The sequence below is a fragment of the Ancylobacter sonchi genome (assembly GCF_018390695.1).
In the GTDB taxonomy this organism is placed as follows: Bacteria; Pseudomonadota; Alphaproteobacteria; order Rhizobiales; family Xanthobacteraceae; genus Ancylobacter; species Ancylobacter sonchi.
In genome coordinates, this window is the sequence record NZ_JAHBGF010000028.1 from 166058 (window position 1) to 179063 (window position 13006).

Annotated in this window: 13 protein-coding genes; 1 reads left to right on the top strand and 12 read right to left on the bottom strand. The window is 67.5% G+C overall.

Annotated features, from left to right (window positions below; all coding sequences use genetic code 11):
• Positions 1–3: 3 nt before the first annotated feature.
• From KHC28_RS16190 to KHC28_RS16220, 7 genes are all read right to left on the bottom strand, one after another.
• Positions 4–807 (bottom strand): ABC transporter permease, encoded by an 804-nt coding sequence (locus KHC28_RS16190; protein WP_214009389.1) that lies wholly within the window; start codon positions 805–807, stop codon positions 4–6.
• Positions 804–1745, bottom strand: coding sequence for an ABC transporter ATP-binding protein (locus KHC28_RS16195; RefSeq protein ID WP_214009390.1), 942 nt, complete (start codon positions 1743–1745; stop codon positions 804–806). Before KHC28_RS16195 ends, KHC28_RS16190 begins: the two co-directional genes overlap by 4 nt.
• Positions 1746–1766: 21 nt before the next feature.
• Positions 1767–3296, bottom strand: a complete 1530-nt coding sequence (locus KHC28_RS16200; protein ID WP_214009391.1) for an FAD-dependent oxidoreductase — start codon at positions 3294–3296, stop codon at positions 1767–1769.
• A 2-nt stretch (positions 3297–3298) separates the two neighbouring features.
• Positions 3299–4333: an ABC transporter substrate-binding protein gene (locus KHC28_RS16205; RefSeq protein ID WP_214009392.1), complete on the bottom strand. Its 1035-nt coding sequence runs from the start codon at positions 4331–4333 to the stop codon at positions 3299–3301.
• 34 nt (positions 4334–4367) lie between these two features.
• Positions 4368–4754, bottom strand: a complete 387-nt coding sequence (locus KHC28_RS16210) for a 4Fe-4S dicluster domain-containing protein (protein ID WP_214009393.1) — start codon at positions 4752–4754, stop codon at positions 4368–4370.
• Positions 4751–6367 carry an FAD-dependent oxidoreductase gene (locus KHC28_RS16215; RefSeq protein WP_214009394.1) on the bottom strand — a complete coding sequence of 539 codons (1617 nt, stop codon included), beginning with the start codon at positions 6365–6367 and terminating at the stop codon, positions 4751–4753. Before KHC28_RS16215 ends, KHC28_RS16210 begins: the two co-directional genes overlap by 4 nt.
• Positions 6368–6639: 272 nt before the next feature.
• Positions 6640–7050, bottom strand: a complete 411-nt coding sequence (locus KHC28_RS16220; RefSeq protein ID WP_214009395.1) for a carboxymuconolactone decarboxylase family protein — start codon at positions 7048–7050, stop codon at positions 6640–6642.
• Between the two features lie 140 nt (positions 7051–7190).
• On the opposite strand from KHC28_RS16220, the gene KHC28_RS16225 reads away from it, so the two are divergent.
• Entirely contained in the window at positions 7191–8435 is a 1245-nt protein-coding gene (locus KHC28_RS16225; protein ID WP_214009396.1) for an MFS transporter, read from the top strand.
• A 37-nt stretch (positions 8436–8472) separates the two neighbouring features.
• Here the strand turns inward: KHC28_RS16225 and KHC28_RS16230 are convergent, their stop codons facing one another.
• Genes KHC28_RS16230 through KHC28_RS16250 form a run of 5 tightly spaced genes read right to left on the bottom strand, consistent with a single transcriptional unit; the run spans position 8473 to position 12962 of the window.
• The gene (locus KHC28_RS16230) at positions 8473–9282 is read right to left on the bottom strand and encodes an ABC transporter ATP-binding protein (protein ID WP_214009397.1); all 810 of its coding nucleotides are present in this window, start codon (positions 9280–9282) and stop codon (positions 8473–8475) included.
• Positions 9267–10103: an ABC transporter permease gene (locus KHC28_RS16235; RefSeq protein ID WP_214009398.1), complete on the bottom strand. Its 837-nt coding sequence runs from the start codon at positions 10101–10103 to the stop codon at positions 9267–9269. The genes KHC28_RS16230 and KHC28_RS16235 overlap by 16 nt, the downstream gene beginning before the upstream one ends.
• A gap of 4 nt (positions 10104–10107) precedes the next feature.
• Positions 10108–10983: an ABC transporter permease gene (locus KHC28_RS16240; protein ID WP_214009399.1), complete on the bottom strand. Its 876-nt coding sequence runs from the start codon at positions 10981–10983 to the stop codon at positions 10108–10110.
• Between the two features lie 30 nt (positions 10984–11013).
• The gene (locus KHC28_RS16245) at positions 11014–11340 is read right to left on the bottom strand and encodes a 4Fe-4S dicluster domain-containing protein (protein ID WP_214009400.1); all 327 of its coding nucleotides are present in this window, start codon (positions 11338–11340) and stop codon (positions 11014–11016) included.
• Positions 11337–12962 carry an FAD-dependent oxidoreductase gene (locus KHC28_RS16250; RefSeq protein WP_214009401.1) on the bottom strand — a complete coding sequence of 542 codons (1626 nt, stop codon included), beginning with the start codon at positions 12960–12962 and terminating at the stop codon, positions 11337–11339. The genes KHC28_RS16245 and KHC28_RS16250 overlap by 4 nt, the downstream gene beginning before the upstream one ends.
• Between the last annotated feature and the right edge of the window lie 44 nt (positions 12963–13006).

Consider the following 13006-nt stretch of genomic DNA (forward strand, 5'->3'; position numbering starts at 1 on the left):
GTCTCAGCCTGCCGTCTTCCAGGAATCGAGCCGGCGGCTCAGTGCGTAGAGGCCGCGATCCATCGCGATGCCGAACAGCGCGATGAGGAACACCCCGACGAACACCACGTCGATGCGGAAGGTCGCGCCTGCATATTCGATGAGATAGCCGATGCCTTCCGAGCCGCCGAACACCTCGGCCGCCACGACACCGAGCAAGCCGCGGCCCATCGCCAGCCGGAGGCCCGTAAGCAGGAACGGCACTGAGGCCGGCAGGGCGATGGTACGGAAGAGTTGCCATTGGCTGGCGCCATAGGCGTCGCCCACGCGCTTCAGGTCGCGGTCGATGTTCTGCATCGCCACCTGCATGTTGACGATCAGCGGAAACACCGCGCTGAGAAACACCAGCGCCACCTTCGAGCCGAGCCCGAGTCCGAACCAGATGATGAACAGCGGCATCATCGCGATGCGCGGGGTGGTGTAGAAGGCGGAAACCAGCGGGCTGAAGGCGCGGTTCGCCCAGCCATACCAGCCAATGAACACGCCGATCGGCACGCCCGCCACGATGGCGAGGCCGAAGCCGACGAAGAAGGTGTATCCGCTGGAGAGCAGATGCCGGGCAAGAGAGCCGTCGCGGGCGATGTCGATCCCCGCTACCAGAATGCGCGAGGGCGAGGAGGAGAACATCGGGTTGACCGTGCCCGAGCGTACGGCCAGCTCCCACGCCAGTAGCAGTCCGAGGATGACCGCAGCGCCGGTGCCATAGTCGAGAAACCAGCGCCACACACGTCGTCCAGGCGGCAGGCGGATGGCAGGCGTGGCGCTCATAGCCGGCCCCTCCCGCGGGCAGTTTCCTGGATGAGTTCCCAGATCCGCGTCTCCAGGCGGGTGAAGGCGGGAAGTGCCTTCACATTGGCCGGGCGCGGCCGGGGCAGCTCGACGACGATCTCGGCGAGGATGCGGGCCGGCCTGTCGGAGAAGACGAGGATGCGGTCGGACAGCAGAATGGCCTCGTCGATCTGGTGGGTGACCATCAGCACCGTCTTGCGCGTTGTCTCCCAGATGCCGAGCAACTCCTTCTGCATGGTCTCGCGGGTGATGGCGTCCAGCGCGCCGAAGGGCTCGTCGAGCAGCAGGATGTCGGGATCGCAGACCAGTGCGCGGGCGAGGTTGACGCGCTGCTGCATGCCGCCCGACAGCGCCGCCGGGTAGAAATGCTCCACGCCGCCGAGCTGCACGAGATCGATATAGGCCGCCGCCCGCCGATGTGCTTCGCGCTTCGGTATGCCCTGCAGCTCCAGCCCGTAGATCACGTTGCCGAGCACGGTACGCCAGGGCAGCAGCGAGGGGCGCTGGAACACCACCGCGCGGTCCGGCCCAGGTCGGGTGATCGGCACGCCACCTGCCACCAGCGTGCCGCCGCTGATCGCGGTGAGGCCGGCGACTGCGTTGAGGAAGCTCGACTTGCCGCAGCCACTGAGGCCGACGATGGAGACGAACTCGCCTTTGGCGACCGTCAGGTCGATCTGCGAGACCGCCGGCGTCACCTCGCCGGTGCTGGAGTTGGTATAGGCGATGGAGACGCCGGTGGCAGCGAGCGCCCCATTGCTGCGCGACGCGCCGGCCGGTGCCGGCTCGCCGCCCTGCCGCTGGAACGGCAAGGCGTGCGACGTACCGGCGACGGGCGGCCGATACAACCCGCTCGCTCCGGCCGTAGCCGCGGCGGGAACCGCGAAGTCGAGGCGGGCTTTCAGCGATCGGAACATGAAGGAACTCCTGTCTCGCGCTCAGGCCACCCGCGCGCGATCCTGTCCATGCGTCCAGCGCGGCAGGCCTGCCGCCTGCGTGCCGGCGATGCGGCCGCTGATCACGATCTCGCTGAGATTTCCGCCCAGCAGATAGAGGTGGGCGAAGAAGGAGCCGAGCTCGCCGGCGGCGAACAGGCGCGGGATCGGCTCGCCATAGGGGTCGACCACACGCTGATGCTCGTCATGTTCGGGGCCGCCCTGGGTATTGGTGAGCAGCGGCCAGACCGGCACGACGTAGAAGGGCGGCGTCCCGATGGGGAACAGCGTGCCGGCCGGTCGTCTATGGTCGTCGTCGGAGCCGGAGCGGACGATCTCGTCCCAGCGCGCCAGCGTCGCCTTGAGCACGGCAGGCTCCCAGCCTTGCGCGGCAGCGAGCTCCTCCACCGTGTCGTAGCGTTTGATCCAGCCGCGCGCGACCTCGGCGGAATTGTCCTCGCTCCACACATAGCGATGCTCGGGATGCGAGGTGAGCGGATTGGCGATCCGCCCCAGCTTGCGCCCTTCCTCATCGAAGACGAGATAGGCGGGAATGCGGGTATAGCCGGGCACATCGGCATCGTAGAGGCCGAGCGGGCGGGCGGCGGTGTCCTGCGTCGCGGGGTGCAACTCGTTCATGAACCGCTTGCCGAACGTGTCGAGGATGATCCACGAAATGGGGCGGTTCGGATTGCGGGCCCCTCCGGGTGCGATGCGGAAGGCGGTGTCGTAGTCGTCGAATTTGAAGCCGTAGGAACCGTGGAAATGCCACATGTGCCAGAGGGCGGCGCCGACCTTCTGCGCCATGAGAATGCCGTCGCCGGTATTGCCGGGATTGCCCATGGCATAGACCGGCAGCGCCTCGAAATACTCCCGCTTCAGCTTCTCGTTGAACTCGAAGCCCCCGGAGGCCAGCACCACCGCGCGATTGGCGCGCACCGCCACCTTGCGGCCCTCGATTTCCGCCCATACGCCGATTACCTCGCCGTCGGCGGTGATCAGCGAGCGCACCGGCGCGCCAGTGTGGACCGGGATGTTGCGCGCGAGCACATTGTCGAGCAGCACCTTGAAGAAGCGCTGCCCGGCGAGGTTCTTGCCGGTATAGGTCCAGTCATAGCCGGCGAAGCCGGAAATATCGGTGACGGTGAGCGAATAGAGCGTGTCGGCGCCCGGGAAGGGATAGATGCCCTCATGCGTGTCGGCGCGCTCGCCGATCTCGGCGCCGTTGACCTGCGCGAGGCCGCGCAGATAGTCCGGCAGCTCGACAAGCCCCTGGGCGAAGGCGTCGATCAGGCGGTCTGACACCCGGCCGCCCTGTGTCTCGGTCAGATAGGAGACGGCCTTGCCGTGATCGCGCGCCGCCTTGATGCCGCCGCCGGCGAGGATGGTGATGCCGCCGACATGCGGCATCTTCTCCAGAACCAGCACCGAGCTGCCGGCGTCATGCGCGTTGATGGCCGAAACCAGGCCGGCCCCGCCGGCGCCGACGACGACCACGTCGGCATCGAGCGCCCATTCGATGTTGCGGGTCATGCTCAGCTCGCCGGACGGGTGAAGCGGGGATCGACGATCTTGTCTATGTCGGGTGTGTAGTCCTTGGAGATGTCACCGACCTGCTGGACGATCTTGATGGCGTTCAAGAGCCCTTCGGTATCGACGGCCTGTGTTTCGTCCCAGCCGGGGATCTGCTCGTCATAGATCTTGTTGAGCAGCTTTTCGTCGAGATTGAGCAGTTTCTTCGAATAGGAAACCAGCTCGGCGCGGTTGTCCTTGGCGTATTGGATCGCCTCCCGGCTCGCTTCGAAGAATTTGCGGATCGTCTCCGGGCTCGCGGCGATGAATTTGTCGGATGCGAAGACGTAGCTGTGCTGGTAGCGGCCGTAGTAATCCGCCGCCTTGGCGAGGATGTGCCCATCGCCATCGTTCACCAGCTTGGTGATGTTGGGCTCCTGCAGCACCGCCGCAGCAATCTGGCCAGACTTGAAGGCGACGTAGCCATTGCCGCCGCTGCCATAGGCGATTTCCTGCACATCGGCGGCTTCGAGCTTCTTAGCCGTGAGGATGAAGCGCAGCGCCTGCGACTGGCCGCCACCCACCGAGGAGACGCCGATCTGCTTGCCCTTCAGGTCCTCGACGCTCTTGACCTCGTTCTGGCCGACCAGGACGAATTCCTGTCCCTTCACCGCCGGAGAACCGACTACCTTGATCGGGATGCCGCGGCTGATGCCGACGAGGATCGGCGTGCCGAGTGTGCCGATATCGAGCTGGCCGCTGGCAGCGGCGGCGATCACCTCCGGCCCGCCTTTCTGGAACACGATCGGCTGCAGGTCGATGCCGTGCTTCTTGTAGATGCCCTTCTCGGCGCCGAGGAAGAAATAGACCGTCGAGGCCGAGGGGCTGAGGATGCCGAAGCGTACGGGAACCGTCGTGGCTTCCTGCGCGTGACCGGTGGCCGCCGACAGGCTCGCGCCTAGGGCGGCTGCCAGCAGGACGATGGCGGCCGATGTCAGCGCGTGGCGCCGCAGCCGCGAGCGGAGGGAGGCACCGGAAAGGCCAGGGAAGGGGGACATGGAGGTGATCTCGCTGTGTTTCCGGCGATCCGGGTCAGATGTATTTGCGGAGCGACAGGTCGTGCAGCTTGGTGCGGACCTTGTCGTCGGGGTCGGGCTTGCGCTGGAAGCGCAGCAGGACGCCGGGGTCGTCGTCACTGCCGCCCGGCCGGGCGCGGTTCCAGCCCAGCGCGCGCTGGTAGCTGCCGAGAAGGCCCGAACGGACGATCTCGTCCTTGTCGACGGGATCGGGGACGCCACGGGGCGACACATAAAGCGCGTCGACCGGGCAATGCAGTTCGCAGGACATGCAGGTATGGCAATCTTCCTGCCTGGCGATCGCTGGAATACCGCTCTCCGTCGCCTCGAACACATTGGTCGGGCAGATGGCGATGCAGCGATCGCACTTGATGCAGAGTTCGTCGACGACGAGTTCGATCATGATGCCAGCGCCCGCTGTTCGGTATGAAGGGACGGTGACGCCGGTTGCCGTTCGACCCAGATGCGGTCGAGGCCCCCGGAGATGAGGTGATGGGTCTGCGAGGGGTCGAGATCGGGGAAGTCGCTGCGCCGGTGCAGGCCACGGGTTTCGGTGCGCTCCAGCGCACTCAGATTGATCCAGCGCGCTGTCGCCAGCATCGCCGCCGTTTCTCGGGCGCGCAGGAGGTCCCGCGGCGTTGGCCCACCATCTCCGGCCGACGGGGGCGCAAGGCCGTCGCGCACGGCGTTCCACTCGCTCCCGAACCGCTTCAGCGAGGCTTCGAGATAAGGGCCGAACCGCCAGTAATTGCGGTCGAAAGGCAACATCTCCGCCTGGATGCCGGCGAGCAACTCCTGCGGAATCAGCGCCGGATCGGCCGTGTGGCGGGGCCGCAGGCCGGCCTCGCCAAGCGGTTCTGTCCGTCGCCCGGCGACATTGCCGATCCGGCGCGCGAAGGTGACCGCGGATCGTCCTGCCCATGAGCCGGAGGCGAAGGCCCAGGCGGCGGCAGGGCCGCCACCGGGAGGGCCTGCACCCGTGACCTTCTCGCGGGTGGCGAGGTCGCCGGCAACGAAGAGGCCGGGCACGTCGCTCGACAGGTCGTCGTCGATGAGAACGCCGCCGGCGGCGCGAATGGTACCCTCGCTGCGGAAGTCGATGCGGAACTTCTGGGTGAACGGATCGATGCCGAGTCGTTCCAGATGCAGGATGATGTGTGCGTGCGTCTTGCGCACCATCGCCCGCGTGTCTTCGTCCTTCGCCTTGTCGAGAATGGCCCAGGCGGCGCCGGTCTGGAGGATCGCGTCGACCGTCTGGCGCCCGCGGGTGATCGGCTTGCCGTTGTTGTCGTAGAGCGAGCCGTAATCGAGATGGGCGCCCCGGCTCAGCACGCCGTCGAAGGCGGTCGGCGCATACTGGCTGGAGAATTCCATGCCGGAGAAACGTACCCCGGCTTCGGCCGCCATGAGATAGCCGTCACCGGTATTGCCCTTCACGCCCGCGACGTCGGAGAGGAACGAGGTGCCGCCGGTCGCCAGCACCACCGCGCCGGCATCGACGCGCCACGCCTCGCCCGACTGACGGTTGATGCCCTGCGCGCCGGCCACCGTGCCATTGCTGGCCAGCAACTCGAGCGCCGGGCTGTGATCGAGGATGCGTACCTGCAGCTTTTGCAGCCGCCGGCGCAGGAAGATCAACACGTCCGGCCCGCGCAGGCGGCCGCGATATTCCTTGCCTTCCTCGTTGCGTGGCCATTTGTAGCCCCAGCGGGCCATGGCCTCGAGATTGGCGTAGCTCTGGTCGAAGGTACGCTCGATCCAAAGCTTGTCCGCGAGATCGAAGGCGAGAGGCAGGCGCGCTTCGACGGTGCCCTCGCGGTGAACGGGATCGTCCGGCTTGATGTAGTAGATGCCGGTATTGGCGCTGCTGAAAGGCCCGGAGGTACCGACATAGCCCTTCTCGGCGATCACCACCCGCGCGCCGGCTTCGGCGGCGCTGATCGCCGCCCACATGCCGGCCGGCCCTCCACCGATGACCAGCACGTCTGCGTCGAGGCGAATCTGCGAAGTTGCCATAGCCGCGCTCTAAATTTATATAAATACGATAGATAATATAATTTATTGGCGTCAACTCCTTCATTGGTAAAATGTCAGGATACAGATTGGACCCTCGAAAACCCTTGGCACGGCACGGCCGGGCCATCGTGCCGGGCCGCGCGCCGCGTCTCAGGCCTTCCCTCCGGTTCGGTCTCGGCGCGCCATGCGGGACCGAGCTGCGGGAACCTCCCAAACGGGGAGTGATCGCAGCTCGTCAGTACCTGCCGTCGGAACGATGGGCTGCCATTGTGCTAGCTCTCGATAAGGAAGGCGGTATCCACCGGCACCTGCAGCGCGGTAACGAGGGCGTTGGTCTGCGCCGCCATGCCGATGATCGCGGTCAGATGGTGATGCTGCGCGTCGGTCATGCCCTTCGCCCGCGCGGCGGCGGTGTGCGAGTGAATGCAATAGGAGCAGCCATTGGCGGTCGAGACGGCGATGTAGATCAGCTCGCGGGTCAGAGGATCGAGGGGGCCATCTGCCAGCATCACCGCCTTGAGGCTGTCCCATGTCCGCGCCAGCGCCGCCGGATCGTTGGCGAGCGCCCGCCAGAAATTGTTGATGAAGTCGGACCTGCGCGTCGCGCGGATATCGTCAAACACCGCCTTCACGGCGGGATGCCCTTCCACCTCGGCGTCGCTCCATAGCCGAACCGTCGTCATGCCTTCGCCTCCTCTTTCCTCGCGCCGCGCGCTTCCCGCCTGGCGCCTTCCCTTGTACCGCCGCGATCCGCGGGCTGCCGGCCCGACATGGTTGCGGCGTGCGTGTCTCACCATGCCGAGCCTATGAACGGAACCTACCCATGCCTGACCCAGGGCGGACAACGCCGGCCACATCCAGCCGGCCCTTCATTCTCTACGCCGCCGGACAGGCCGTCTCCTCCACCGGCAGCTGGATGCAGCGCATGGCGATCGGCTGGCTGGCCTGGGAACTGACCCAGTCGGTCGCCTGGATCGGTGCCATCGCGCTCACCGAGCTGGTGGCGGCGCTATGGGTGGCGCCGCTTGCCGGCGTCATTACCGACCGCAGCAACCCCTACCGGCTGAATCTCCTTTTCCAGTGCTGCGGCATGGTGGTGACGCTGACGTTGTTCGCCGTCACCGTGACCGGGGCGATGACCATCGAGCTACTCTGGCTGCTGGCGCTGGCGGATGCCAGCTGGCAGGGGCTGAGCCAGCCGGCCCGAGCCGTCGCCATCGGGTTCCTAGCCGACCGTCGACACATGGCGCGGGCCGTGGCGGCCAATTCCATCGCCTTCAACATTGCGCGTGCTGCTGGTCCGGCGCTCGGGGGCTTCGTCATCGTCCATGCCGGAACGGCGGTAGTGTTCCTCGTCGACGGCGCCAGCTTCGCGGTGCTGATCCTCGTTCTCGCTCGCCTGCGCGCCGCTCTCGACCGCCCCGGCGCCGCCAGTGGTCGCAGTGTGCTGCAGGATTTCGTCGGCGGTTATCGCTATATCGCCCGCACCCCGGCGGTCGCCACGGTCTTCCTGCTTGCCATGGCGTTCTCGGTGCTCGGCCGGCCCTTCACCGAGCTGTTCCCTGCCATCGCCGGCGACATGCTGGGCGGTGGGCCGGGCGTGCTTTCGACGCTGATGAGCCTGCAGGGCGTCGGCGCCCTCGTCGGTGGCAGCTGGATGCTGCGTCGGCGCTCCACCGACCGACTGGTAACCGTGACCTATCTCGCCGGCATCGGCATGGCCGGCGCGCTCGTCGCCTTCTGCCTCGTCGGGGATCGGACGGCGGCATTCGTCCTGGTCGCCCTGGCCGGCCTCTGCCATGTGATGTGCAATATCGGCATGCAGTCGCTGGCGCAGCTGTTCTCCGACTCCATGTTCCGTGGCCGTACCATGGCGCTCTACGGCTTGATTTTCCGTACCGGTCCAGCCGCCAGCGCCGCGCTCATTGGCATCGCCGCCGGCTGGCTCGGCCTGCCGCTGCTGATCGGCATCGCCGCGGCGCTGTGCGCGGCCAGCCTCGTGGCTATCGGTCTCGTCCGGCGCCATGCCTTCGCCGACGGACCGGCCGAGGCCGGGCAGAAGGCATGACGGGGGTGAAGGGCCGCGTCTGGCGAGGGCGGCCGGCTCAGGCGGCGTGCCGGTGGAGGTGAAGCAGATCGAGGATGTCCTGCTTCACTTCCACGAAGGCGCGCTCCGTCCGTTGGCGTGGCCGTGCACCGGCAATGTCGAAGATCTGCCGCACCCGCCCGGGGCGCGGGTCCATGACCACCACGCGGTTGGAGAGGAACACCGCTTCCTCGACATCGTGCGTCACCATCACCATGGCGATGCCTTCGTGCTCCCACAGGCGCAGCAATTCCTCCTGGAGATAGCCGCGCGTGAGCGAATCGAGAGCGCCGAGCGGCTCGTCGAGCAGCAGCAGGCGCGGGCGCGGCGCCAGCGCCCGGGCGATGGCGGCGCGCTGCGACATGCCGCCGGAAAGCTGGTGCGGCAAGGCTTTCTCGAAGCCGGAGAGGCCGACGAGGCGGATCAGTTCGGCGACGCGGGTGCGCTTTTCCTCCGCGGCGCCGGCCACGCTGTTGAGGCTGAGCAGCACATTGGCCTCCACGCTCAACCAGGGCAGCAGGCGATGATCCTGGAAGACGATGCCGCGGGTAAGGCTGGGCTTCGTCACCTTCTGGCCATCCACCGCCACGGTGCCGCTGTCGGGCACGTCGAGCCCGGCGATGAGGCGCAGAAGGGTCGACTTGCCGCAGCCGCTTGGTCCGACGAGGCTGATGAACTCGCCCGGCCGCACGGCAAGCGAGACATCCGCCAGCGCCTGCACCGTGCCGCCATCGACGGCGAAGGTCTTCGACACGTTGCGGATGTCGATGTCGCTGCGATGCGAGGCAGCGACCGGAGCGGCATGCGGGGCGTCTAGTGTCTGGACCATGGCAGGGCCCTCCGTGAAAGCAGCACAACGGCGCGGTCGAGCGCCAGCCCGACCACTGCCAGCGAGACGACGCCGACGATCACCCGGTCCATCCGGGCAAATTCGCGGGCGGCGGCGAGATAGGCGCCGAGCCCGTCGCCCATGCCGTTGATGTAGCCGGTGCCGATCAGGTACTCGGCGCCGAAGGTGCCGAGCCAGGCGATGTTGAGCGACAGTTCCAGGCCGGCGAGCAATGCCGGGGTGGCTGCCGGCAGCACGATACGGCGCAGCGTGGTGAGCCGGTCGAGCTCCAGCACGCGGCCGATCTCGCGATAGGGAACGGGCACGTTGCGGCAGCCGGCTTCCGCCGCCAGCGCCATGGGGAAGAAGGCGCCGAGTGCGATCAGCGTGATCTTCATCAATTCGCCGTTGCCGAACCAGGCGCTGAGCAGCGGAATCCAGGCGAAGAGCGCAATCTGCCGGGCGCTGTTGATCGTCGGGTCGCCGATGCGCCGGGCGATGCCGGAGAGGCCGAGCAACGTGCCGACGAGGAACCCGGCGGAAATGCCGATGGCCGAACCGATCAGTGCCCGCAGCAGTGTCGCGGCCAGGGCGAAGGGCACCGCGCCCGAGGCAAAATCCTCGATGGCGGTGTGCAGCACGATCTGCGGCGGGCTGAACAGCTCGGGGTTGACGAGACCGGCGGCGCTGACCGCCGCCCATATCGCGATCAACGCGATCGGCAGCAAGGCCCCGCGCCAGAGGCGGCCGAGACGGGTGAGGGCCGGACGCACAGGAGAAGACGTTTGGGCGGGGGACGACGTGGGGGCGGCGGTGCTCATCGCCTCACCGTGCGCTATGGAACGACCAGCGAGTGGTCCGGTTCTGCAGCTTCAGCAGCCCATGGTCGAGCGCCCAGCCCACGAGGCCGATGACGATCATCGTGGCGAAGACCACGTCGAGCTGGAACGACTTACGCCCCCACATCATGAGGTAGCCAATGCCGGCCGCCGAGGCGAGCATTTCGACGAGGATGAGCGCTTTCCATCCTTTGGATAGCGAGAGGCGGAAGCCGGTGGCGATGGCCGGCAGCACCGCCGGCAGCACGATATGGCGTAGCCGGGCGCGACGATCGAGCTCCAGTGCCCGTGCGACGTCGTCATATTTTGCCGGCATCGAGCGGATGGCTTCGAACACCCCGACCATCAGCGGCAGGAAGGCGGTCTTGGCGATCAGGACGATCTTCAGCGTCTCTCCGATGCCCAGCATCAGCATGAAGAAGGGCAGCCAGCCAAGCGAGGGTACCAGGAAGAAGGCGCGTACGGTCGGGGCGGCATAGGTTTCCAGTGTCCGCGACAGGCCGAACGCGACACCGACGACCAGTCCGGCAAGGCCGCCAAGCAGTACGCCGGTCATCACCCGCGCGAGACTGACCGCGAGTTCGTGTGCGAGCTGGCCGGACGCGGCGAGCTCCAGACCGGTCTGCCAGACAAGGCTTGGCGCCGGCAGGATCTGCGGCGCCAGCCATTCCTGGTGGACCGCTACCGACCAGATAAGCACCAGCACCGCCGGCAACGACAAGCCGAGCAGGACGGTGACGGCGAAGCTGCCGCCGCGCCGCCAGGCACGCGAGACGGCGCGCGGGGCATCCCAGCTGGTGATGTCGGGCGCCAGGTCACCCGGCACCAAACCCTGGGAACGCTGGATTCCGATATCGGACATGGCTGCTCTCCTCACGGTGGCGGGGTGAAATCAAAGAAAGGCGCGCAATTCGAAGGTGGGGTCGTTCTCGGCGCCGGCCGCCTTGCCCCGCTTCCAGCCGAGGGCGCGGGCATAGCTGCCAAACAGCCCGCGCGCGGTGATTTCCGCTTCGGCGATGCCGGTCGGCGCTTCGGCATTCGGATGGACGAACAGTGCGTCGGCGGGACAGTAGATCTCGCAGAGAAAGCACGTCTGGCAGTCCTGTTGCCGGGCGATCACCGGCACCTTGCCCGGCCCACCGTCGAACACATTGGCCGGGCAGGCCTTCACGCAGATGTCGCAGGCGATGCAGCGCGCCGCGGATACGACCTCGATCATGACCGCGCCACCTGCAGCGGCGCGGCATGGATCGCGCGATCGAGAGCCACGCCGATTTCGTCGAGGCCGAAGGTGCGGACGCGATGGGCGAAGTTCGGATCGGACTCCGGAGCGTCGCTGCGTCGGTGAAGGCCACGGCTTTCATTGCGAAACACGGCGCCGGCGAGCGCCCAGCGCGAGGAGGCGAGCAGTGCACCGGCTTCGCGGGTGCGAATGGCGGCGGCGCCTTCGCCCGCAAGGTAGGCCCGGGCGTCGCGCCAAAGCCCGTCCAGCCGGCTCAGGCTGCATCGTAGCTTCGGGCCGGTGCGGAAAAAGTTGCGGTCGATGGAAAGCATCTCCTCGCGCACGGCCGCGACGACATCGATACTCGCTTCCGCTTCGGGACGGGCACTGTGAGCGACCAGCCCGATGCCGCCGAGCCGACGAAGCTTTCCCGCCACGTCTCGCCTCGAACTCAACGCTGTGCGGGCCGCCGCCGCACCCGCCCAGCGGCCGGAGGCGATGGCCCAGGACGCGTTGGGACCGCCGCCGCCGGAGACCGCGCCGGCGATATCCTCACGGCTTGCGGCATCGCCGGCGGCGTAGAGGCCGGGAATGCCGGTCCAGCCGCCCTCGTCGACAAGGCGGATCCCGCCAACGCCGCGCACCGTGCCTTCACCGCGCAACGTGATCTCGAAGCGCTGCGTGAACGGATTGAGGCCGATGCGGTCAAACGGCAGGAAACAGTTCGGCTGGCCGCGCCGCAGCCAGTCCTGAATCTCCGGCCCTGCCTTGTCGAGGCTGGCAAAGACGGGGCCGCGCAGCAGCCCTTTCGCCACCGCGACGTGCCGGTCGCCGGCGCTCATGTCGAGCGGTTCGCCATCGACATCGAAGAAGCTCGCCCAGCGATAGGGAAGGCCCTTGTTGAGCGAGGTGCCGGCGGGCGCGACGCCATACTGGCCGCAGAATTCCATGCCGGAGAGGCTGGCACCCGCCTCGGCGGCCATGAGATAGCCGTCGCCCGTCAGACCGGTGGCGCCGAGCATACGTTCGCCGAAGGCGCAGCCCCCGGTCGCCAGCACCACCGCGCCGGCCGTCACCTGCCAGGGACGGTGCTGCTGCCGATCCCAACCCGCAGCGCCGACGATGGCGTCATCCGCGCCGAGTAGCTCCAGCGCCGGATGATGGTCCAGCACGGTGACGCCTCGCTTCAGGGCGAGGCGGCGCATGTGGCGCATGTAGTCGGGGCCGCGCAGATTGGCGATGTAGAGTTCGCCATCGGACTGGCGCGGAAAGGGATAGCCGTCGTTCCCAAGCGTGCGCAGCGCCTCATGGGCGGTATCGAGCATGCGCAGCATGACATGCGGATCGGCGAGCCCGAACGCGCGGGCGGCGCGCCGCTCCACCTGGGCGGCGCGGGCCTCGCCCGGTGGCACGCACCACGTGCCGGTGTTCGATGGTGCCGTGGCGCCGCTGGTGCCGAAATAGCCCTTGTCGGCCAATACCACTCGACGGCCATTCTCGGCCGCCGTCACCGCCGCCCATGCGCCCGCGGGGCCACCACCGAGGACGAGGACATCGGCTTCTAGGTTGAGCGGCGCGGTCCGGTCAGCCGACTTCCGGCGAAGTGAGGTCTGCGGCATGTGGCGACTGTTCCAGTAGCGGGGAAGGCGCGTCCGGCCCTTGA

Coding starts and splice junctions, on each gene's coding strand:
- KHC28_RS16205 (WP_214009392.1), bottom strand. CDS start 4,333: ATGTCCCCCTTCCCTGGCCTTTCCGGTGCCTCCCTCCGCTCGCGGCTG.
- KHC28_RS16190 (WP_214009389.1), bottom strand. CDS start 807: ATGAGCGCCACGCCTGCCATCCGCCTGCCGCCTGGACGACGTGTGTGG.
- KHC28_RS16200 (WP_214009391.1), bottom strand. CDS start 3,296: ATGACCCGCAACATCGAATGGGCGCTCGATGCCGACGTGGTCGTCGTC.
- KHC28_RS16215 (WP_214009394.1), bottom strand. CDS start 6,367: ATGGCAACTTCGCAGATTCGCCTCGACGCAGACGTGCTGGTCATCGGT.
- KHC28_RS16225 (WP_214009396.1), top strand. CDS start 7,191: ATGCCTGACCCAGGGCGGACAACGCCGGCCACATCCAGCCGGCCCTTC.
- KHC28_RS16210 (WP_214009393.1), bottom strand. CDS start 4,754: ATGATCGAACTCGTCGTCGACGAACTCTGCATCAAGTGCGATCGCTGC.
- KHC28_RS16235 (WP_214009398.1), bottom strand. CDS start 10,103: ATGAGCACCGCCGCCCCCACGTCGTCCCCCGCCCAAACGTCTTCTCCT.
- KHC28_RS16230 (WP_214009397.1), bottom strand. CDS start 9,282: ATGGTCCAGACACTAGACGCCCCGCATGCCGCTCCGGTCGCTGCCTCG.
- KHC28_RS16195 (WP_214009390.1), bottom strand. CDS start 1,745: ATGTTCCGATCGCTGAAAGCCCGCCTCGACTTCGCGGTTCCCGCCGCG.
- KHC28_RS16240 (WP_214009399.1), bottom strand. CDS start 10,983: ATGTCCGATATCGGAATCCAGCGTTCCCAGGGTTTGGTGCCGGGTGAC.
- KHC28_RS16245 (WP_214009400.1), bottom strand. CDS start 11,340: ATGATCGAGGTCGTATCCGCGGCGCGCTGCATCGCCTGCGACATCTGC.
- KHC28_RS16220 (WP_214009395.1), bottom strand. CDS start 7,050: ATGACGACGGTTCGGCTATGGAGCGACGCCGAGGTGGAAGGGCATCCC.
- KHC28_RS16250 (WP_214009401.1), bottom strand. CDS start 12,962: ATGCCGCAGACCTCACTTCGCCGGAAGTCGGCTGACCGGACCGCGCCG.